Here is a 21,693-nt window from a genome sequence, read left to right as displayed (position 1 = left end):
CCTCAAGAAGAACGGGGGCGATGGAAGTGCAAGCCCACCAACGCATCGTAGAGAAAGGGCAAGAAATTCCCCGGTTCAAATATACCAAGGGTCTGCTTACAGCCGTGGGCATCCAACAGGGGTTTGGTGGCATAGTAGGCCGGCTGCAGTTTGTACCAGGGAATATTCGGCCAGAGATGATGGATCAGGTGATAGTTTTGGCCGAAAATCAAGATATTTAGAAGGCGACTGGGATAAACCCGCGCATTGTGCCAGCGATCGCGCTCTATGTGGGGGCGATGGGGAAAATAGTCAAAAAATAGACCCAGCATTAGACCCACGACCCCCGCCGGCAAAAACCAGTAGTTGAGCACGTAGTCTAAATAGCCATTGACCGCCGCCAAGGTGACAATCCCTGCCAGTGTTAGGCGACTGAGAAACCACTCTAGAAGTTCGTATTTTCGCCAAAGTCGCCGCTTAAAAAAGAAAACCTCATGGTAAAAGAAGCGAGGAGCAATCAGCCACAACGGCCCCCCTTTGGAAACGTAATGGTCAGGATCGTTTTCGGGATCATTGACATGGGCATGGTGCTGCATGTGGACGCGGGTAAAGACAGGGAAGACAAACCCTAACATCAGAGCACTGCCATGACCCATGATCGCATTCATAATCCGGTTACTGTGGGCAACATTGTGGGAGGCATCATGAATCACTGTGCCCATCAAGTGCAAGGCCAACATATTTGCCCCAAAGGAAATCCAGCCCGGCCAATGCCCTTGAAAGTGACCCCAAGTGGAGAGAAGGGCGATCGCAAATGCCGCAAAAAACATCACCAGTGTGGGATTAAAGCCCAGCGGGGGACCTAAAAATTCCTTGGGAACCGTGGTCGGGATGGCTACCTCCGTGATCATCCGCGCGGTTGCTCCTCACATTGTTGCAAAATGTTACCTTCTACTATGTAGGCTAATCAGCGGTACAAAATCAAGTCGCACGATCCTAAAAGTGGGTTGCAGCTCTTTTCCCAAGGATTGCCCTAGAACTGTTGCTCTCGTGGAGCCACAATGCTACAAACGCTGCGGATTCGGAATTTTGCCCTCATTGCAGAGCTAGAGGTGACCTTTCAGCGGGGCTTGAATGTCCTCACAGGGGAAACAGGGACAGGCAAGTCTATTCTCCTTGATGCGATTGATGCCCTTCTGGGGGGCAAGCTCTCGGCACGGCAGTTGCGATCGGGGACAGAGCAGGGCTGTATTGAGGCCATTTTCACCATTACCCCCCCGGTCAGAGAGTGGCTGTCCATCCTAGAAATTGATGCTGAAGGCGATGAATTAATCTGCACCCGCGAGTTTAGCCTTAGGGGAGAGACCTTTCGCAGTCGCAGTCGAGTCAACGGTGTGCTGGTGAATCGCCAACAACTTCAGGAACTGCGGCAACACCTTGTGCGCCTTACTGCCCAGGGACAGGCGGTGCAACTGGCCAGTGCTGCCCAACAGCGGGATTGGCTCGATCGCTATGGTGGCGAGGCCTTAATAGCTCAGCGGCAGCGGGTGGCAGCAGCCTATCGTGCTTGGCAGGCGCGGCAGCGAGAATGGCAAGACTTTGCTGCTCAAGAACAGCAGCGCCTCCAACGCCTGGACTTGCTGCGCCTTCAACTCCAAGAACTGCTGCCTGCTGCTCTAAACGATCCTGAGGAACTGACCCAGTTGCAACAGGACTATCAACGCCTCAGCCATGTGCAGGAACTGCAAGCTCAAAGTCAGCGGGCCTATCACCTTCTCTACGAAGGGGAACCCAGTGTGGTGACCCTGCTGGCGCAAGCCCAAGGGGCATTGCAAGCGATTGCCGACTGGGATGCAGAGCTTCAGCCCATTGGCGAATTGTTGGAGGGGGCGATCGCCCACACGACGGAAGCCGCCCGCCAACTGCGCAGCTATGCTGATCGCCTTGACGCCGATCCGGCCACCCTGGAAGCCCTAGGTCAGCGGATTCACCAACTTCAACGGTTGTGCCGCAAGTATGGCCCTGATTTGGCCAGTGTCATTGCCTATCGCGATCGCAGCCAAGCAGAATTAGCAGCCCTGAGTCAAGAATCCACAAGCCAAGAGTCTTTAGAAGCAGAAGTTACCCAACTGCGACAGGCCCTTGAAGCAGCCAGCGCCCAACTCCGCCAGCTGCGGCAACAGGCAGCCGAGCAGCTACAGCAAGACCTATTAGTGCACCTCAAACCCCTTGGCCTTCCCCAAGCCCGGTTTGCGGTTCAGCTTACACCCACGGAGGTGACTAGCGCCGGTGCCGACGAGATTACCTTTCTCTGGAGCGCCAACCCCGGCCAGCCCCTGCAACCCCTTGGGGAGATTGCCTCTGGCGGTGAAATGAGTCGCTTTTTACTGGCGCTGGAGACCTGTCTGACGACCCAACAAACACCAAAGACATTGATTTTTGATGAAATTGATGCGGGCGTCTCTGGACGAGTGGCGGCGGCAATTGCCGAGAGCTTATGCCGCTTGGGTCAAACCCATCAAGTGTTGTGCGTTACCCATCAATCCTTAATTGCAGCAGCAGCTGATCACCACTATCTGGTGCACAAGGATATTGATTCAACCACCTCAACAACGACAATCGCTGTACACTACTTAACCGATGAGGCACGTATCCAAGCTCTTGCGGATTTGGCGGGGGGCGATCGCTCCACTGTGGCACTCTCTTTTGCGAGTGGTTTGTTGGCGCAGCAACATCGCCCCTCTTCCACTACCCTAGACTCAGAAGAAGTAACAATGAAAACTTAACAGAGTCATTTCTGCGTTATCTAGAGTAAATTTGATAGCCCCATTACCCTTTGGTCATGCTCAATGCAGTATTCTGCCCACTGGGGGGAGGGGGATGAGCTAATGACCATGGATCAGGTACAGCAAATTCTCCGCCGCTCCCGTGCCTCCATCTACCGCTACGTTAATACCAGTAAAGACACCCTCAATCCCCCCTTTGATCCCCAACGCCTCAACCCAGAGCATCGCAAAACTCGCCGCGAACCGCTGCTGTTTCACCCCAACGAAGTGGCGCGCTTTGCCCGCGATGTCATGGGCATTACCACGCTCCATGTGGAATTGAAAACCATTCCCCCCAATCCCACCACCGACCTCCTGAGGGAGATTTTAGAGGAATTAAGGCACATGCGCGAGATTCTGGAGCGAGTGGAGAAGTTACTGGGGAGCTAGGCAGGTATAATACGTCTGTTTCATTTGCTCACTCCTGCCCCATGGGTTTGCAAGCACCCCGAGGAACGCGCGACATTTTGCCCGCCGAGCGGGTCTATTGGCAGTACTTGGAAACCACTGCTCGCCAGATTCTGGATCGCGCCGCCTACCGCGAAATTTGCACCCCCATTTTTGAGTACACGTCTCTTTTTGAGCGGGGGATTGGGGAAGCCACCGATATTGTCAGCAAGGAAATGTACACCTTTAGCGATCGCGCTCAGCGGTCGTTAACCCTGCGCCCCGAAGGCACAGCAGGGGTGGTTCGCGCCTATATCGAGCATGGCCTCCATAGCCAAGGGGGCGTGCAACGCCTGTGGTACCTAGGCCCGATGTTTCGCTATGAGCGCCCCCAAGCAGGTCGCTATCGCCAGTTTCACCAGTTGGGGGTAGAAGTGCTCGGGAGTGCTGATCCCCGCGCCGATGCGGAGGTGATTGCCGTGGCCCTAGAGATCCTGCAGGCTTTGGGACTAAAAGAGTTAACCCTCATGCTCAACTCTGTGGGCGATCGCGAAGATCGCAGGGCGTACCGCCAAGCCCTCGTGGATTACCTCACGCCCTACACAGCCGACTTAGACCCCGATTCCCAAGACCGGCTGCACCGCAACCCGCTGCGCATTCTCGATAGCAAAGACCCGCGCACCCAAGCCATTGTCAAGGAAGCCCCTCGTCTATTGGACTATCTCAGTCCGCAATCCCGCCACCATTTTGAGCAGGTGCAATCCCTTCTGCAAGATCTCGGCATTCGCTACCAGATTAACCCTGCCCTGGTGCGGGGTCTGGATTACTATACCCACACTGCCTTTGAATTTCAGGACTTAAGCTTGGGCAATGAGGGAACGGTCTGTGGGGGGGGTCGCTACGATCACCTGGTGGAGGAGTTAGGAGGACCTGCCACCCCTGCCATTGGCTGGGCCATGGGACTAGAACGGTTGATTTTACTCCTGCGGGAGCACCCTTTACCGCCACGGGCGGAACCCTATTTCTATATGGTGACGCGCGGCGAAGCCGCCGAACGGCAGGGGCTGATTTTAGCCCAGCAGTTGCGCCGTCAAGGGTACACCGTAGAAGTGGATCTTAGCGGCAGCGCCTTTGCTAAGCAGGTGAAACGTGCCGATCGCGTCGGTGCCACGGTGTGTCTGGTCATTGGCGAGAGTGAAGCTACGGAGCGCACCGTACAGGTGAAGTGGTTGGCCTCCGGCGAGCAAGTCTTAGTCCCGCAGCAGGAACTCTTGGGCGAGAACTGGCGATCGCGCTTCTTTGCTTCGGCATGACGGCCTACTTCCTCATTAGCCACGGCAGTCCTGACCCGGTGCCGCAGCAGGCACTGGCATTTCTCTGCCAGCAATTGGCCGGCCTAGGTAAGGTGGGATGGGGCACCCTAGAAGGGGCACCGCTGCCTGAGCAGATTCGCCAGTTTAGTCAGCAGGCACAGTGTCAGGGAGCGGAGCGACTGGTGATCCTGCCCCTCTTTTTGTTGCCGGGCAACCATGTGGTGGTGGATCTGCCGCCGGCGATCGCAGCAGCCAACGCTGTGCTTCCCATCGAATTGCTTCCTTTTTTGGGGGGACAGCCCCTCTTTCAGGCGTGGTTACAATTGGCGATCGCCCATGAATCCGCCCACATTCTCCTTGGCCACGGCAGTCGTCGGCCTGAGGTTCTCCCTTGGTTTGAGGCGCTGTGTCAGACCTGTGGGGTGCTGCCAGCACTGCTGACGCAAGCAACAAGTTTAGATCAGGCCATTGAGGCGCGGATAGCCGAAGGCCACACCAGTAGCAAAATTTATGGCTACTTTCTCTTTGGCGGGAAAACCGTCAACCAAGTGCACCAGCAAGTGGCAAGGCTGCAAGTTAGGTATCCCCATCACTCCATTTCTTGGGTGCCCGCCATTCAGCCCACCCGCGCCTTGATCAACGTGCTGCAACAGATTCTACAAGCGGTGCCGCTGGTGGAGCCTGTGGGATGACTCAAGTCTTTCTCTGTGGCTACTACGGCTATGGCAATGCCGGGGATGAAGCCCTCTTGGCGACGCTCTTGGAACAGTTGCCGCCCCACGTTTCGCCCGTGGTTCTCAGCGGCAATGCGGCAGCCACGGCAGCCCGCTATGGCGTTGCCACCTGCGATCGCCGCCGGTGGCGCAAGGTACTGCGCACCCTCCAACAGAGCCAAGCCTTTATTTGGGGCGGCGGCAGCCTCATTCAGGATGTAACCAGTTGGCGGAGTCCCCTCTACTACTTGGGCTTAATGACCCTTGCACAGCGGTTTGGCTGTCGCACGATTGCTTGGGCACAGGGGATTGGACCGCTGCGATCGCCAGTCTATCGGGGGTGGACACGGGCAGTTCTCCGCCGCTGTCTGGCCGTCACGGTGCGGGATTCCGGATCAGCCGCCCTCCTGCGGCAGTGGGGGATTCCCCATCAACAGGGAGCTGATCCCGTGTGGCTGCTGTCGGCGCGTCCTGTTGCGCCCCCTCAGGAAAAGAGGGCGATTGCAGTTTGCTTGCGTCCCCATCGGCACCTGACGGGCGATCGCTGGCAGTTGTTGAAAATGGCCTTGCGTCAGTGGCAGCAAGAAACAGGTGTGCCGCTTTTGCTGTTGCCCTTTCAACCTCAACAGGATTTGCCCTTGGCTGAGGATCTCTATGGGGCATTGGTTCCTGAGCAGACGCAACTCGTGTCCTGTGAAGATCCCCGCGAGATGAAGGGACTCCTGGCGACAACGGCAGGGGCGATCGCCATGCGCCTGCATGCCTTGATTATGGCGGCCAGTGTTGGCTGTCGCTGCTTTGCCCTCAGCTACGATCCCAAGGTGAGTTACTTAATGGCCGATACGGGTATGGCCGGCGTTGAACTGGAGGCATTACCCCCTGACCCCACTGCCTTGGTTCAGCAATGGCAGCAGACATTTTCAGCCCCCCTGCCCGACTATCAACCCTACCTGCGGTCGGCGGCGGTTCACCGGGCAGTGCTGAATCTGCTCTAGGCCAGCCCACCAGCAAGGATAGGATAAGATTAACTCGATGCGTCGTTTTGTTGCGGCCCCCCATGAACGAATTCTATCGCCGCTATCCCACCGGCAGCATTGTTAGCGATTTATTGCAAATTCATGACGGTCTCTTCATTGTCAAAACGACCCTCTTAGTGGGGGACACCGTTCTAGCTACGGGGATGGCCGCTGCCCCGACCCTAGAACAGGCGGAAGATAGCGCCCGCCAGCGCGCCCTGCAACTTTTGGGAATTCACCTGCCTGTGCAAACGGAAGCAGAACTGATTCCCCGCCCCCCTGCAGCCCTGGAGGCGGCTCCTTGGTCAGAGGCCAGCAATACCGAGCTGCTCCTAGAACCCACCACCCCTCCCAGCCCCCGCCGTAGTAAGTCAGCGAGCGAGAAGCCGCCCACCAAGCGCGAGCCTGTGGATCTGGCGGATGAAATTGCCCAAACCACCGCGGAAATGAAACGCTTGGGATGGACAGAAGCCCAAGGCCGTGCCTGTTTACTCGAACGCTATGGTAAGCGATCGCGCCAGCAACTCACCGATGAAGAACTCTTGGATTTTCTCCACTTTTTGCGCAGCCAACCCAGTGCCAGCGAGCCATCGTTCTAGATAGCCCAACTCAGCAAAAAATTGCAAGAAAAGTTTATACTCTAGCGAAAACTTAAAGAAAAGCTATAGATTTTCACCCTGGCCGTGATCCCCCCTTTAGCTTCTTTACCATGAAGGAGTTGTTGCTGTCGAGGAAACATCTGTGCTGGGTCCTTTTGATGTTCCACCCTTGACCCTAGGCAGTGATCCCAGTGTCCGTCGCCAGTGGATTTTTCGCCTCGTTCTGCTGATGACGGTCTTTACCCTCTTTTTGATGGCGGTGGGCAGTGCCACACGGGTAATGGATGCCGGTTTAGCCTGTCCCGATTGGCCCCTCTGCTTTGGCACGCTGGTGCCGCAAATGGATCTGCAGATCTTTCTAGAGTGGTTTCACCGTCTGCTGGCCACGAGTTTAGGCCTGCTGGCGATCGCCTTTGCAGGATTGAGCGTGGCTTGGCGACAGGCGTTGTCTCCTTGGGTACCCTACGCTGCTGGGGCGGCACTGTGCCTTGTGATTGTGCAGGGGATTCTCGGCGGACTCACGGTGACTGAGTTGCTGCGCTTTGAAATTGTCACCGCTCACCTTGGTACAGGCTTGCTCTTCTTTTGTCTTTTAACGGCAATCACCGTTGGCTTGGCTCCCTTTAGTGGTACGGGTAGCGCCCGTTGGTTGCGGATTGTCGTACAGATCGCCGCTATATGTGTCTATGGCCAAAGCTTGTTGGGCGGCTTGGTGTCGTCGCAGTGGGCAGTACATCAGTGCCTCTATGGCGATCGCCTGTGTGGAGTGCTCAATAGCCATCTAATAGGCGTTGTCCCGGCCACCCTGAGCGTCCTCAGCGTTGTGATTGTGGCGTGGCGCAGCCCAGCTTTGGCTCCCCTGTTGCGGCAATTGAGTTTCTTGCTCCTGCCGCTGGTGGGTCTGCAAGTGGCCTTGGGGTGGAGCACTTTACAACTGAAGCTACAAGTCCCAGCACTCACCGTTGCCCATCAAGTGATTGGCGCCACCCTCTTGGGGTTGCTGGTTGCCATTTCCGCATTGGCGTGGCGCGATTGCTTACAGCAGGCCTTGCGATCGCCAACCCGCTTCCCTGAAGCATAGGTTTTGAAATCTTGAGGCTCCCATGACATTCCTAGCCAGACTTTCCTCCTCAACGGGAGATCTTTCAACAAAATTACTGGACTATGTCCAACTCACCAAACCTCGGTTAATTCTCCTCTTTTTGATTACGACTGCGGCGGCCATGGAAGTTGCAAGCCAAGGTCGGGTGGCTCCCCAACTGCTCCTGATTACCCTTGTCAGTGGTGCCTGTGCGGCGGCAGCAGCGAATACGATTAACTGTCTCTATGACCGCGACATTGATGCCATCATGGAGCGGACGCGCCATCGCCCTTTGCCGGCAGGTCGAGTTACTCCTTGGGAAGCCGGGTTTCTGGCAGTGCTCTTGGCAACAACGGCCTTTAGTCTTTTGGCGGTGTTTGCCAATCTTCTAAGTGCCTGCCTTGCCATGGTGGGAATTGCGGTTTATGTGGGGGTTTATACCCACTGGCTGAAGCGCTTGTCGCCGCAAAATATCGTTATTGGCGGTGCTGCCGGGGCGATTCCCCCTCTGGTGGGCTGGGCAGCAGTCACAGGAGAACTGAGTTGGGCAGCTTGGGTGCTGTTTGCCATTATCTTTATCTGGACGCCGCCCCATTTTTGGCCGTTGGCAATGCTGATTCAAGAGGACTATGCCCGCGTGGGAGTGCCGATGCTGCCAGTGGTGGATGGCGATCGCGTGACGGCACAGCAAATTTTCCGCTACACCTTGGCGCTGGTACCCACCAGCCTGTTGTTGGTTTACCCCTGTGGTGTGGTGGGTTGGATCTATGGTGGGGTGGCGATCGCCCTAGGCAGTTGGTTTATTTACCGCGCATGGCAGTTAACCCAGACTCCAGAGGACAAAGAACAGGCACGTAATCTCTTTAAGTTCTCGATTCTCTACCTGATGCTGCTGTGTGCCGCCATGGTGGGCGATCGCATTTTATTGCCCCACTTGCCCGAAAGTCTCGATCTCCTTGCTTGCCTCTTGAGTTAAGCTTGCGCCAACTGCTGCAACCATTCAATTAAAATTGGGTTCACCAACTCCGGGCGATCGTCGTGGGGACAGTGACCTGTATTCGGTAACCGTTCAATGCGAATTGGTAGCCGATCTTGATGGGCTTCAAAGTGCTTTGCCCCTGAAATCGGTGTCCAGGGATCCACCTCCCCCCAGAGCACGAGAATCGGCACTTGGATTTCTGGAAGCAAATCCACAATTTTTGGTCCGGGCGGGGCTGAAATCACGCGGGCAAACACTTCCTTGGCGCCGGCATCCATAGCCGGGCGATGCAGCAGTTCTACCAATTCATCGGTAATGGCCTCGGGATTGGCATAGACCTGCGTCAGGGTTTGACGAATGCGCTCGGGTTGTCGAATCTGATGAAAAATCAAATGGCCGATGACGGGAGAGGCCACCAAGGTGCGAAAAATGGCCGTAAAGAGGCTCTGCGCCCAATTCAATTCATTGGGACGGTGGTTCAGTCCCCCGGCACAGTTGAGGACACTCACAGCGCGACAGGTGTGGCCATAGCGAGCGGCCATCATCAGGCACAGCAGACCGCCAATGGAGTTGCCCACCCAAACTACGGGTTCACCAATATGGGCTTGCCAAAAGTCTGCCAGGAGTTCTGCCCACAAATCCAAGCTGTAGGTTAAATCCGGCTTTGCCGAAGCACCAAATCCCAGCAAATCAAGGGCATAGACACGGTAACCGGCGGCGGTAAGGGCAGGGATATTTTTGCGCCAGTGACCAATCGAGGCGCCAAAGCCGTGCACCAAAACGACGGGAGCACCACTGCCATTGACGCTGTAGCAGATGCGATGGCCGCGCCACATCCACTCTGCGGTGGGAAAAGCTGCGGTGGCTGAGAGCGTGGAGGTCATGCTGCCTCTTCCCTAATCGAGTATGTATTACTTTTAAGATAGCGATCTTTACTTTTCGTAACAATTTTATGACCACTGCACTGATCACGGGGGCAACGGGGGGATTGGGGCAAGCCTTTGCCCAAGCGTTGGCCGATCGCCAGCATCATCTCATCCTTACGGGTCGTTCCCTCGACGCCCTAGAGGCGCTCAAGGCTCGCCTTAGCCAACAGGTACCGGTCGTGTGTATCCCCCAAGACTTAAGTGAACCCGGTGCTGCTGTCCAGCTCTATGGGCAGATTCAAGCCTTGGGGCTAAGCGTAGATATGCTGATTAACAACGCCGGTTTTGGGGACTATGGGGCTTTTGGGGAGCGCGATCGCCAGCAATTAACCGACATGCTCCAAGTGAACATCACGGCACTGGTAGAACTCACCCATCTGGTGCTCCAAGAAATGCGCCCGCGGCGCCAGGGCACGATCATTAACGTTAGCTCCATTGCCGCTTTTCAGCCGCTGCCCTATCTTGCCGTCTATGCCGCGAGCAAAGCCTTTGTGCGCCACTTTAGCGAAGCGCTCTGGGCAGAGGTTAAACCCCTAGGAATTCGTGTCCTGGCCGTCTGCCCTGGGCCTACGGCTACGCAATTCTTTAAGCGCGCCGATATGCTCCGCAATCCGGCCCTCATTGCCCAGCAGGATACCCCTGCACAGGTAGTTGCCGAAACCCTTGCCGCTTTGCCAACCGATGTGGCCACGATCATTCCCGGTCAGCCTGCCAATCGCTTCCTTGCCTTTGCCAGTCGGCTGGTGCCGCGTCAGTGGTTGGTGCAGCAGTTAGAACCCCGCTTCCGTCCCCCCGCTCAATAGGAGCAAGCCCAAAAAGGAGCCACTGTTCCAGAGGCTGTGGAGCACCATGGCGGCACCGAGGTTTTGCGATCGCCAGTAGATGTAACTCAGCACTGTCCCCAGAACCGTCAGGGGCAACAGGTCGGCTAGGTTGAGATGGGCGATCGCAAACAGCAGCCCCGTTAAACCCATGGCCATTCCCAAGGGCAGATAGGATTGCACCGAACGAAAGAAGAACCCCCGAAAGAGAATCTCCTCAAAGAAGGGAGCCATCACTGCCACCATGACGTAGAGCAGGGCAAACGTGGTGTAATCGCGGCTTTGCAAAATGATCTCTAGCAGCGGATTGCCGCCCCCTTGGTTTTTCAGCAGTGCTTGACTAATCAATGAACTCAAGAGCACAAGCGGCAGGGCAGCCAGATAGCCACTAACACCCCAACGCAGGGCACCCCCTACTCCCCCCTGCCAGCGTAACCAATCCGAAGGGCGCTTACCAAAGGAACGCAGAAAGTACCAGAGCCAGCTCAACCCCGCCAAGGTCATCAGGGCGTAAGTCAGCAAGGCATAGAGGGTTTGTGCCATGGCAGAGCGCAGCGGCAACGCCATACCGATGAAGGAGCGCACCAAGGGCATGAGCACTAAACTAATGGCAAAAAAGAGGGCAAACCAGATCACCATGCCTGCCCAAAGGGTTTCCCAACCCCAAGGCACTGCCGTGAGTGGAGGTAGCGGCTGCTCCTGTGGGCGGCGCCGCAGATGCTGATAGATCCAGACAATCCAAAGAACAATGCCAATTAAACTGCCTAGGAGAGGGGTGGTACCAATGAGGACAAGGCGATAGAAGGCGGCTTGGGCGCGGTTTTGGACTGCGGTGGTCAAGGCAGTAAGGGCATCGGGTCGCTGTTGCAGTTCATACAGGCGTTTAAGGGCGCGATCGCGAAACCAGCCCTGGAGAGCATTTTTAATCAATGTTTCAGCATCGGGCAGCAATTGGGGCGGATCTGCCCATAACCCCATCAGCACCTCCGCGGTACTGTGGGTTGCCCCTTGCGCCTCGTTGATCAGGTGTTGCCAGGTGTCAAAGGCGCGATCGCGCTGGCCGGCATCGGCATAGAGGAGTCCTAATTCAAGACGCAGCCGTTGGTTTTGGGGCGTGGGAGTGGCCAGTACCTGTTCGTAGGCTTCAATGGCGCTTTGCACATTCCCTATCAGGCGATCGCGGGTGGCCACATCCCCTAACTCCTGCCATTCGTGGGCTTGTAGCGACAAATTGGTTTGTAAGAGGTTAATTTGCCCTTGGGTTTGGGGTTCGAGGTAACTCCCAACCAACGACACCGTAATCAGGGCAGCCACTACCACACTGAGGGCAGCAAGCACCAACCGTTTGAGAGACATAGGGCAAAGCTGACAAAGGACTTCCCAAAACCTTAGCGGAAAGCGACCTAATAGATCAATCGAGTGATCCTCCTTTTGTGTCATTTTAGACACGGAGCTGTATTTCAGTTTAATGCCATGAGTAACAATGACTCCAAAGTATCCTTGGCAATTGCTTGCGTCTCTTTTGTATTCCTTTTTTCTCTTCCCTCCACAGCATTGGTGCAAAAATATTTTGGCTTAATTGGTATTTTGAGTTATCTCACTATTATTACAGTGACCTTGGTGTCCCTTCTCAAACTCAGATCTCAAATTTTCTCTTTTGTTTCTAAGTTTTACTTTGCTATTCTTATCTGTGTGATTGGTTTTGGGATTGCTTGCTTTTGGATTCTCTATCCGATAGAAAACGAAGGTCTTCTTGGAATTGGTAGCGATCGCGATGAAGCATTGAATATTGCTTTTGGGGAGTTGATGCAAGGACGATACCCCTATTTTGCAAACACTCACTTAGGTGGAAAGATAACACCTCTACCCGGAGCTATACTAATCGCTTCACCATTTATCTTACTGGGTAACAGCGCCTATCAAAATCTATTTTGGCTAGGGGTATTCATTGTTTTGACAACCATATACTTAGAAAGTTATGTATCAGCTATTATAATGCTCATATTCTTGTCGGTTTTATCACCGGCATTTCAGTACGAGTATATTTCAGGTGGCGATTTGATTGCAAATAGTATCTATGTTTTAACAGCAATTTTTCTACAAATGAAAGCTTTACCCTCTGCGTCACTTTCTGCAAAAATTAGCACGAGTCTTTTTACAGGAATTGCCCTAGCTTCGCGCAGTAATTTTCTAACACTACTACCATTGATATTCATTCTTTTCTGGCGCGCTAGTGGCCGAAGACTAGCAGTCACTCTGACTTACTTATCTGTTTCTGTACTGACATTTATATCTATTGTAATGCCATTTTATCTTGTTTTGCCCAATTCATTTCCGCCTTTTTTTGCTGGTAATAAATTAAATGAGCTGAATGCTTCCCTGCCATTTGTCAGCACTGGAATTATTCTCTTGACATTACTTGTATCTCTTTTCCTATCACTTCACTTAGTCAAGGTGCCTACGGCAAATTTACTACGTTCTTTCATGATCTGCTGTGCAGCGGTTCAGACTCTGCCAATGGTGTGTGGTGTGCTTCTGATGAGTATTCTTAACCAGCAGCTAGACTTCCGTTTCCTATCCCATCGCTATGGCCTTCTGTTCCTTTTCTTTGCCCTTTGGGGGCTATGGCCGGTGTTACTTGCGCAAAATCCTTCCAAGGGAAGTGCTCCGTCTGCATAGCTCCGACGGCCTTAGGAGTAGCCTCTCTATCGGATCCTTGCCTCAGGGTCCGCAAGTCGGTTAAATGGAGACTTGTTGCGTGGACATCGTTACTATGGGTATTGATCTAAGCCGTATTCCTGCCCAACCTAAGCCGGGTATTGTCAATGTGCTGGTGGAAATTGCGGGGGGCAGCCGCAATAAATATGAGTTTAATAAGGAAATGAATGTCTTTGCCCTCGATCGCGTCCTCTATTCAGCGGTGACCTATCCCTATGATTATGGGTTTATTCCCAATACGTTGGCGGAGGATGGCGATCCCCTCGACGGTTTAGTGATCATGGATGAGCCGACATTTCCGGGGTGTGTGATTCCTGCCCGCCCCATTGGCTTACTGGAGATGATTGACAGTGGCGATCGCGACGAGAAAATTCTCTGTGTGCCTGCTGATGATCCTCGCTATGCTGAGGTGAAATCCCTTAAGGACATTGCGCCCCACCGCCTTGAAGAAATTGCCGAGTTCTTCCGCACCTACAAAAATCTGGAAAAAAAAGTGACTGAAATTCTCGGCTGGCAGGATGTGGATGCCGTGCAGGCCCTTGTGGAAAAATGCATCAAGGCCTACAAGGGTTAGTGCCTAACCAGCACACGCTCTAAAAAAACGCGGGTTCGCTCCTGTTTTGGACGACGAAACAGTTCTTGGGGCGACCCTTCCTCAATAATTTGGCCATCGGCAAGAAACACGACGCGGCAAGAGACTTCACGGGCAAACTGCATCTCGTGGGTGACCACCACCATGGTCATGGCTTCTTCAGCCAGTTGTCGCATCACAGCGAGGACATCCCCCACCAGTTCCGGATCAAGGGCAGAGGTGGGTTCGTCAAAGAGGAGAATCTCCGGCTGCATGGCCAAGGCGCGGGCGATCGCCACCCGCTGTTGTTGTCCCCCGGAGAGTTGCCGAGGATAGGCATCCCGTTTGTCCAGCAAACCCACTTTCGCCAATAAACGTTCGGCCATTTCGATAGCCACACGGCGGGGGAGTTTGCGCACAAGGATGGGGGCTTCAATAATGTTTTGCAGAACCGTCATGTGGGGAAAGAGGTTAAAGCTCTGAAAGACCATGCCCACTTGACGGCGAATTCTTCTCAGTTGCTGAGGGGTTGGTGTCGGCGGCAGGTAATGGCCGAGAATGAAAATCTCTCCCGATTGGTACGTCTCCAATCCATTCAAGCAGCGGAGTAAGGTGCTTTTGCCGGAACCACTGGGGCCAATGAGGGCGACCACCTCTTGTTTAGCAACCGTGAAGTTAATGTCCTTGAGGACATGGCGATCGCCAAAATATTTATTGAGGTGGCGTGTTTGGATCACGATTTCTGGGGCTGCCCCACGCTGAGTCATCGCTGCTTCCTAAAAACCGCTATGCTGACTAAACAGATTCTCCCCATCGCCAATTGGTTGGGCTAGGGTTATCAATAGTGGGGAAATACTTCTCCTTGCTCCCCATGATACGGTGGGAGAACACAGTTCTATGATCGATCGCTAAACTTGAGAGTGCCGAAAAACCCATCCCGCAGCATCTGCTATGTCCACCCTTGTCATTGTTGAATCTCCGACAAAAGCCCGTACCATTCGCAAATTTTTGCCCCCGGACTATCGCGTGGAAGCCTCGATGGGTCATGTCCGTGATCTGCCCCGCAGCGCGGCCGATGTGCCCCCCGAACTCAAGGGGGAAGAGTGGGCAACCCTCGGGGTGAATGTTGCTGCCGGCTTTGAACCCCTCTACATTGTCCCCAAAGACAAGCAAAAAGTTGTCAAAGACCTGAAAACTGCCCTAAAAACTGCTGACGAACTCCTGCTGGCAACCGATGAAGACCGCGAAGGGGAAAGTATTAGTTGGCACTTGCTGCAACTATTGGAGCCAAAGGTGCCGGTGCGGCGGATGGTCTTCCATGAAATTACGGAAGAGGCGATCCAAGAAGCGCTGCGCAATTGCCGCGATGTCAATCAACAACTGGTGCGTGCCCAAGAAACGCGGCGCATCCTCGACCGCTTGGTGGGCTATACCCTGTCACCCCTGCTGTGGCGGAAGATTGCCCCCCACCTCTCAGCCGGACGAGTGCAGTCGGTGGCCGTGCGCCTATTAGTGCAACGAGAGCGGGAACGACTGGCCTTCCGTAAGGGGCAATTTTGGGATCTCAAAGCCACCTTAGATCAACGGGGCACGCTTTTTCCAGCCCGTTTGGTGAGTGTCGGCGGTCAACGCTTGGCCACAGGCAGTGACTTTGATCCGGCCACGGGACAGGTGCGCAATCCCGAAGCGGTCTTGCTCTTAGATGCGGCGGCGGCCAATGCCCTGCGCGATCGCCTGCTAACAGAAACATGGACGGTGACGGAGCAAGAGGAACGCCAACAGACGCGCAAACCTGCTCCCCCCTTTACCACCTCGACCCTGCAACAGGAGGCCAACCGCAAACTCCACCTCTCGGCCCAAGAGACAATGCGCATTGCCCAAAAGCTCTACGAAGAGGGCTATATCACCTATATGCGCACCGACTCGGTGCATCTGTCGGAGCAGGCGATCGCTGCTGCGCGCAGTTGTGTGGAAGCGATGTACGGCAAAGCCTTTTTGTCGCCGCAGCCGCGCCGGTACACCACCAAAACCAAGGGTGCCCAAGAGGCCCACGAAGCAATCCGGCCTGCCGGCAGCCGGTTTCAGACCCCCCAAGAAACAGGACTTAAGGATCGGGAACTGGAACTGTATGAATTGATTTGGAAGCGCACGATAGCCTCCCAAATGGCCGATGCCCGTGTGACCCTGCTAACGGTTTCAATTACGGCCGGGGATGCCCTCTTCCGTGCCCACGGGAAGCGCATTGATTTTCCGGGCTTTTTCCGTGCCTATGTGGAAGGATCCGATGATCCCGATGCCGCCCTTGAAAGTCAAGAGGTGATTCTGCCGCAAATGCAGGTGGGGGATATTCTCCGCTGCCAAGCCCTTGAAAGTGTTGGGCACGAAACGCAGCCGCCGCCGCGCTACACCGAGGCGAGCCTTGTCAAAGCCCTCGAACAAGCCGGCATTGGGCGCCCCAGCACCTACGCCACAATCATCAGCACGATCCAAGACCGCGAGTATGCTATTCGCCGCGGCAATACCCTTGAACCCACGTTTACCGCCTTTGCCGTTACCGCTCTGCTGGAGAAATACTTTCCCGATTTAGTGGACATTAACTTCACGGCGCGGATGGAGCAAGCCCTCGATGATATTTCCACGGGGGAGGTGCAGTGGCAGCCCTACCTTGCATCTTTCTACCTAGGTGAAAATGGTCTTGAGCAGCAGGTGAAAGAGCGGGAGCGCACGATTGAGGCCACGGAAGCAAGAGCAATCCCCCTGCCGGAACTGAATGCGGAAGTGGTGGTGGGGCGCTTTGGGCCTTTTGTTGTCTATCGGAATGGCAACGGCAGTCCACCCATTAAGGCCTCCTTGCCTCAAGACGCCACGCCCGGTAGCCTTACCCGTGAACAGGTAGAGCAACTCATTCGCCAGAAACTAGAAGGTCCGGACAAGCTGGGGGTGCATCCTGAGACTGGGGAACCGATCTTCTTGCTGACGGGGCGCTTTGGTCCCTATGTGCAGTTGGGGGAAGCCACCGAGGCCAATCCAAGACCAAAACGGGCTTCCCTACCCAAGGGAGTGAGTCCCGATGAAGTCACCCTCGACTTAGCAATTACCCTCTTGTCACTGCCCCGCACATTGGGAGTTCATCCCGAAACCGGCAAACTGATTCAAGCCAATCAAGGCCGCTTTGGCCCCTACATTGTCCATGACCCTGAAGGTGAAAAGGACTATCGCTCCCTCAAGGGGGAGGATGATGTCTATACGATTACGCTGGAGCGTGCCCTAGAGCTACTGGCAACTCCAAAATCCAGTCGCGGCCGTGCCAAGAAACAGGTGCTAGCGATTTTGGGGAACCACCCCGAGGATGGGGAGCCGGTGCAAGTTCTAGATGGTCCCTATGGTCCCTATGTCAACCACGGTAAGGTGAATGTCTCACTGCCGGAGGGGGTGACGCCAGAGACAATGACGCTTGAGCAAGCCCTCTCCCTGTTGGCGGAAAAAGCCCCCCAGAAAACCCGCCGCACGTCAACGGCCACCGCCCCGAAAACAAAATCAACAACAAAAAAGGCTACTGCAAAGGCGGCCACTAAGACCACAAAAACCAGCCGTCGTAAGTCAACGCCAACCTAGATGAATTCCCCCTTTGCCGCTGAAACCCTTCTCTTTGAGCGATCGCGCCCCCGCCCAGAGGCGCTGCGCATCATCTACGGCTTTCCCAATACCTACAGCGTTGGCATTACTAGCTTGGGGTATCAACTGGTGTGGGCGCAACTGGCCAGCCGTGCCGATGTGGCGATAAGCCGTCTCTTTACGGATGTACAGGAGCCACTGCCGCGGGATCCAGAGTTGGTGGGGTTTTCCCTCTCGTGGGAGTTGGACTACGGCAATCTGTTGGCGCTCTTAGAGCGGCTGGGCATTCCGATTTGGCAGCGCGATCGCCAAGAGAGCCACCCCCTTGTCTTTGGCGGTGGTTCTGTCCTGACGGCCAACCCTGAACCCTTTGCGGATTTCTTTGATGTGATTTTACTGGGGGATGCGGAGCCACTCCTAGAGCCGTTTCTGAACACTGTGGCTCAGGTGCGCACTGCCCCGCGATCGCAACGGCTGGAAGCCCTTGCCCAATTGCCCGGCCTCTATGTCCCCAGTCTCTATGCGGTCAGTTATGCCAGTGCCACCGGCCCCCTTCAGGGAATTGAACCGCTAAAGTCCACGGTACCCCCTACGGTGGCCAAACAAGTGCATCGCGGCCAGAGCCTTGCCACCTCCACAGTGGTTACCCCCCTTGCGGCTTGGGAAAAGATCTACATGGTGGAGGTGGTGCGCAGTTGTCCAGAGCTATGTCGCTTTTGCTTGGCCAGCTATTTGACGTTGCCCTTTCGCACACCGAGCTTAGAAACCCTGATTCCCGCCATTGAGCAGGGGCTAGCGGTCACCGATCGCCTAGGACTTTTGGGTGCCTCCATTACCCAACATCCCGAATTTCCCGCCTTGATGGAATATTTACGTCAGCCGCAGTTTGACCATGTGCGGGTGAGTTTGGCCTCTGTGCGCACAAATACGGTCACGGAATCCCTTGCCCAACTCTTGAGTCAACGGGGCAGTCAGTCACTGACAATTGCTATTGAAACAGGCTCTGAACGCCTACGCCAAGTGATTAACAAAAAGCTTGAGACCGATGAGATTCTTGCTGCCGCCAGCCATGCCCAAGCCGGTGGCCTCAAGGGGCTGAAGTTCTATGGCATGGTGGGACTGCCCACAGAGACTGATGCCGATGTTGCAGCCACAGTGGATCTCTTTCGCCAATTGAAAAAAATAGCGCCGCGACTGCGACTCACCCTAGGCTGTAGTACCTTTGTGCCCAAAGCCCACACTCCCTTTCAGTGGTGGGGCGTTCAACCTGTGGCCGAAAAACGCCTCAAGTTTCTAAAAAAAGAGTTGGCCAAATTGGGGGTAGAGTTTCGTCCCGAATCCTATAGTGACTCGCTGATTCAAGCTTTAATTTCGCGGGGCGATCGCCGGCTGGCTCCCCTCCTAGAGCGGGTTCGCCACTATGGCACTTCCCTCGGCAGTTATCGCCGTGCTTTTAAGGAGCTGCGGGGACAGTTGCCGGACTTTGAAGCCTACGTCACTGCCAATTGGCCAGTGGAGACTATCTTACCGTGGCAGCATCTGGAGAGTGGCCTGCCCAGCCAAACCCTGCAAAATCATCTCAAGCGGGCGATCGCCAGTTCATGAATGCAACATGAATCCAAATGGAGATAAAAAAGAGGCCGACCCCTGGGGAGTCGGCCGGCGGATTACTTGGGAACGCGCGCTAGACCGTACAAAGCAATTGGCAACAGGATTAGCTATGCACCACGAGCTTGACGTTGGCGTTCTGAAGGCCAGGGCGCTTCACCTCAGCCAAGGTTTTGTTGATGGCATATTTTTGGTTGATCGAGTTGATTAGCTCAGTTTGGTTGTGTTTTTTGGCCACACCCCAGAGATCGGCAATCAGATCAAAAGTGCCATCGGCGTTGCGGGACCAGCCCAGATCGTACTCGCCGTCAAGAACAGCGACGATGTCGGCGCGCACACGTTGGCCGTTGTAACCCCGCACGTCGGCATCGGTTTTCACCGCAATGCCCAAATCGCGCAGAGAGGCTTTTAGGATTTCAGCATCGGTAATTTTCGTACGCAGGGTGCTGAAGTGAGACATGTGGATTTCCTCCAGATTGAGACAGAAACATTGGACTGAATGAACCACAATTTATGGCGAACCAAACCCCTGTGGTCGGGTCTTTCTCCCGTCTGCATAGGGCAGACAGAAGGAAGCTTGTCAGAACTCCAGTCGCTGGTATTCAGCCACTGAAGCAGCCGCCGGACGCGCCCGTTGGCGTGCCCAATCGCGAAGTGCCGTGACCTGCTCTTGCATCGTCTTGGAAAGGGGTTGAGTGGCACGGCTGGCGGCAATAATATCTAACTGGGTAAACTCGCGCCCTTGAGCAAAGGCTTCGTACATGGCGGCAATGATGGCCTGCTCAATCTCGGCACCGGAAAAGCCATCACAGATATTGGCCAGTTGCTCTAGATCAAAGCGATCGATATCACGGCGACGCTTGCTCAGGTGAATGCGAAAGATTTCCTTGCGCTCCTCGGCATTGGGCAAATCCACAAAGAAAATTTCATCAAAACGGCCTTTGCGTAAGAATTCACCGGGGAGGCGCTCGACGCGATTGGCCGTCGCCAAGACAAAGACGGGAGACTTTTTCTCCTGCATCCAAGTCAGGAAGGAGCCAAAGATACGGCTAGAGGTACCGCCATCGGAGTCCGAAGAGCCTGCTCCACCGGCAAAGGCCTTGTCCATTTCATCAATAAAGAGAATGGCAGGGGAAATGGATTCAGCAGTTTTCAGAGCGTTGCGTAAATTTGCTTCGGAGCGTCCCACCATTGACCCGTCATAGACCCGCCCCATATCCAAGCGCAGCAGCGGTAGACCCCAAAGGCGAGAGGTGGTTTTGGCAATGAGGGACTTCCCGCAGCCGGGCACGCCCAAAATGAGCATCCCCTTGGGTTGGGGTAGGCCGTATTCCCGCGCTTTTTCACTAAAGGCATTGGCGCGTTGCCGCAACCAAGTTTTGAGTTCCTCTAGACCGCCCACAGAATCAATGGTTTCATCCACTTCCATGTATTCCAGGATGCCGTTGCGGCGGATGAGTTGCTTTTTCTCGGAAAGGATGATGTCCACCTCGGCTTCGGTGAGGCGACCGGCGGTAACTTTGGCTTTGCGAAAGACTTTTTCGGCTTCATCCCGCGTCAGGCCAAGGGTGGCTTTAACCAGTTTTTCGCGGGCTTCGGGGGTGAGGCGACGACTGCGAGGATCTAGTTGCTCCCCTAGGACTTGATCCAGTTCGTTGATACTTGGCAAGGGATAGTCAACGACGACGATTTCTTTTTCCAGTTCGACGGGAATCCGCTGCGCCGCTTCCGGGGACATGAGAATAATGGTTTTGTGGCTGTTCTTGAAGCTGGCGATCGCGTCCCGCAGGGAGCGAGTTACAGGGGGTGAATCAATGAAGGGGTGCAAATCCTTAAAGACGTAGATGCCCGGTTCCCGTTGGTGAACAACCCATTGAATCGCGGCCTCCGGTGAGACAGTGTTATGGTGGCTGTTGTTGCGGGGATGACCATACTCAACCATGCCGTGGGTCACCGTCCAGATGTAGAGCTTGCGGGGAGACCGCCCTTGAGACCCGACTTGGCTTTGGGCAATGCTGGCGATCGCCTGCTCAGCCCGCTCTTCTTCGGAGGTCAGGAGGTAGATCAGTGGATATTGCGCTTGGATTAGGATACTCAACTCTTCTTGCACAGCCATCACCTCCTTTTTTCAAGGTTGACCCGATACCCCCGCCCTTAGCTTAGCGGGCAGACACCAACTCCACGGAGAGCGAGGGAACACTGAGGCTATCTTCATCAATCACCGTCGGCTGATCGACCAAGGCCGTTAGCTCATCCCCCCGTAGGACAAGGGCACTGGCGCATTTTGGGCAGTGATAGACCCGATGCACATTACCGTGCTTTTGCTCTGCGTATTCCGCGAAGACTTCTGGGTGAGCCAGCAGAAATTCAATGGCACGTTCCGCAAGGGTAGACATCGTTTCCTGCTCGATCACAGCGGCAATTTTTAGCTGGCGGTGCACATCGGGGGACAGATACAACGTAACCTTTTGCTTATCTTCCATAGGGGTTAGAGACGTACCTAGGTATGTGTGTCAGTGTAGTGAGCCACTCCAAGGGGTGT

General features: G+C 54.9%; 20 protein-coding genes. 13 read left to right on the top strand and 7 right to left on the bottom strand.

The features are described 5' to 3' along the window. Positions 1–2: 2 nt before the first annotated feature. A complete protein-coding gene (gene crtR / locus Q0711_RS02800; RefSeq protein ID WP_298611606.1) occupies positions 3–890 on the bottom strand; it encodes a beta-carotene hydroxylase in 888 nt (295 codons plus the stop codon). Positions 891–1,040: 150 nt separating this feature from the next. On the opposite strand from crtR, the gene recN reads away from it, so the two are divergent. The 8 genes from recN (at position 1,041) to Q0711_RS02760 (ending at position 8,889) form a co-directional block, all read left to right on the top strand. Further along, positions 1,041–2,765: a DNA repair protein RecN gene (recN, locus tag Q0711_RS02795; RefSeq protein ID WP_299041512.1), complete on the top strand. Its 1,725-nt coding sequence runs from the start codon at positions 1,041–1,043 to the stop codon at positions 2,763–2,765. A 102-nt stretch (positions 2,766–2,867) separates the two neighbouring features. Next, on the top strand, positions 2,868–3,194 hold the full coding sequence (locus Q0711_RS02790; RefSeq protein ID WP_299041509.1) for a resolvase: 327 nt from the start codon (positions 2,868–2,870) through the stop codon (positions 3,192–3,194). A gap of 41 nt (positions 3,195–3,235) precedes the next feature. Then, positions 3,236–4,504 (top strand): histidine--tRNA ligase, encoded by a 1,269-nt coding sequence (hisS, locus tag Q0711_RS02785; protein ID WP_298616979.1) that lies wholly within the window; start codon positions 3,236–3,238, stop codon positions 4,502–4,504. Next, entirely contained in the window at positions 4,501–5,196 is a 696-nt protein-coding gene (locus Q0711_RS02780) for a CbiX/SirB N-terminal domain-containing protein (protein WP_298616978.1), read from the top strand. The genes hisS and Q0711_RS02780 overlap by 4 nt, the downstream gene beginning before the upstream one ends. Continuing rightward, a complete protein-coding gene (csaB, locus tag Q0711_RS02775) occupies positions 5,193–6,212 on the top strand; it encodes a polysaccharide pyruvyl transferase CsaB (protein WP_298615601.1) in 1,020 nt (339 codons plus the stop codon). The genes Q0711_RS02780 and csaB overlap by 4 nt, the downstream gene beginning before the upstream one ends. A gap of 62 nt (positions 6,213–6,274) precedes the next feature. Next, entirely contained in the window at positions 6,275–6,832 is a 558-nt protein-coding gene (locus Q0711_RS02770; RefSeq protein ID WP_298615598.1) for a hypothetical protein, read from the top strand. Positions 6,833–6,974: 142 nt separating this feature from the next. Continuing rightward, positions 6,975–7,913 carry a COX15/CtaA family protein gene (locus Q0711_RS02765; protein WP_298615596.1) on the top strand — a complete coding sequence of 313 codons (939 nt, stop codon included), beginning with the start codon at positions 6,975–6,977 and terminating at the stop codon, positions 7,911–7,913. Positions 7,914–7,935: 22 nt separating this feature from the next. Then, positions 7,936–8,889, top strand: a complete 954-nt coding sequence (locus Q0711_RS02760; RefSeq protein WP_298615593.1) for a heme o synthase — start codon at positions 7,936–7,938, stop codon at positions 8,887–8,889. Here the strand turns inward: Q0711_RS02760 and Q0711_RS02755 are convergent. Then, the gene (locus Q0711_RS02755) at positions 8,886–9,776 is read right to left on the bottom strand and encodes an alpha/beta fold hydrolase (protein WP_298615590.1); all 891 of its coding nucleotides are present in this window, start codon (positions 9,774–9,776) and stop codon (positions 8,886–8,888) included. The two genes, Q0711_RS02760 and Q0711_RS02755, sit on opposite strands and share 4 nt — an antisense overlap. A gap of 68 nt (positions 9,777–9,844) precedes the next feature. Between Q0711_RS02755 and Q0711_RS02750 the strand changes: the two genes are divergently transcribed. Continuing rightward, positions 9,845–10,621 carry an SDR family oxidoreductase gene (locus Q0711_RS02750; RefSeq protein WP_298615588.1) on the top strand — a complete coding sequence of 259 codons (777 nt, stop codon included), beginning with the start codon at positions 9,845–9,847 and terminating at the stop codon, positions 10,619–10,621. Here the strand turns inward: Q0711_RS02750 and Q0711_RS02745 are convergent. Next, a complete protein-coding gene (locus Q0711_RS02745; RefSeq protein ID WP_298976466.1) occupies positions 10,589–11,995 on the bottom strand; it encodes a type II CAAX endopeptidase family protein in 1,407 nt (468 codons plus the stop codon). The two genes, Q0711_RS02750 and Q0711_RS02745, sit on opposite strands and share 33 nt — an antisense overlap. Positions 11,996–12,112: 117 nt before the next feature. Here Q0711_RS02745 and Q0711_RS02740 point away from each other — a divergent pair, with 117 nt between their 5' ends. Both Q0711_RS02740 and Q0711_RS02735 read left to right on the top strand, forming a co-directional pair. Next, complete coding sequence (locus Q0711_RS02740; RefSeq protein WP_299041504.1) at positions 12,113–13,318, top strand: hypothetical protein; 1,206 nt, start codon at positions 12,113–12,115, stop codon at positions 13,316–13,318. Between the two features lie 100 nt (positions 13,319–13,418). Then, positions 13,419–13,931 carry an inorganic diphosphatase gene (locus Q0711_RS02735; protein ID WP_298615609.1) on the top strand — a complete coding sequence of 171 codons (513 nt, stop codon included), beginning with the start codon at positions 13,419–13,421 and terminating at the stop codon, positions 13,929–13,931. Here the strand turns inward: Q0711_RS02735 and Q0711_RS02730 are convergent. After that, positions 13,928–14,695: an amino acid ABC transporter ATP-binding protein gene (locus Q0711_RS02730; RefSeq protein WP_298615582.1), complete on the bottom strand. Its 768-nt coding sequence runs from the start codon at positions 14,693–14,695 to the stop codon at positions 13,928–13,930. The two genes, Q0711_RS02735 and Q0711_RS02730, sit on opposite strands and share 4 nt — an antisense overlap. Before the next feature lie 184 nt (positions 14,696–14,879). Between Q0711_RS02730 and topA the strand changes: the two genes are divergently transcribed. Further along, the gene (gene topA, locus Q0711_RS02725; RefSeq protein ID WP_299041502.1) at positions 14,880–17,543 is read left to right on the top strand and encodes a type I DNA topoisomerase; all 2,664 of its coding nucleotides are present in this window, start codon (positions 14,880–14,882) and stop codon (positions 17,541–17,543) included. Then, positions 17,544–19,148, top strand: a complete 1,605-nt coding sequence (locus Q0711_RS02720) for a radical SAM protein (RefSeq protein ID WP_298615577.1) — start codon at positions 17,544–17,546, stop codon at positions 19,146–19,148. 109 nt (positions 19,149–19,257) lie between these two features. On the opposite strand, the gene Q0711_RS02715 is transcribed toward Q0711_RS02720, so the two are convergent. From Q0711_RS02715 to Q0711_RS02705, 3 genes are all read right to left on the bottom strand, one after another. Then, positions 19,258–19,611, bottom strand: coding sequence for a DUF1257 domain-containing protein (locus tag Q0711_RS02715; RefSeq protein ID WP_298615575.1), 354 nt, complete (start codon positions 19,609–19,611; stop codon positions 19,258–19,260). Positions 19,612–19,731: 120 nt separating this feature from the next. Beyond that, the gene (locus Q0711_RS02710; RefSeq protein WP_298615607.1) at positions 19,732–21,261 is read right to left on the bottom strand and encodes an AAA family ATPase; all 1,530 of its coding nucleotides are present in this window, start codon (positions 21,259–21,261) and stop codon (positions 19,732–19,734) included. Positions 21,262–21,310: 49 nt separating this feature from the next. After that, entirely contained in the window at positions 21,311–21,634 is a 324-nt protein-coding gene (locus Q0711_RS02705; RefSeq protein ID WP_298615573.1) for a ribbon-helix-helix domain-containing protein, read from the bottom strand. Between the last annotated feature and the right edge of the window lie 59 nt (positions 21,635–21,693).

Origin of the sequence: uncultured Thermosynechococcus sp., assembly GCF_937958135.1 — a bacterium.
Lineage (GTDB): Bacteria > Cyanobacteriota > Cyanobacteriia > Thermosynechococcales > Thermosynechococcaceae > Thermosynechococcus.
The sequence above is the reverse complement of the archived record's forward strand: the minus strand, read 5'-3'. Positions and strand labels throughout refer to the sequence as shown.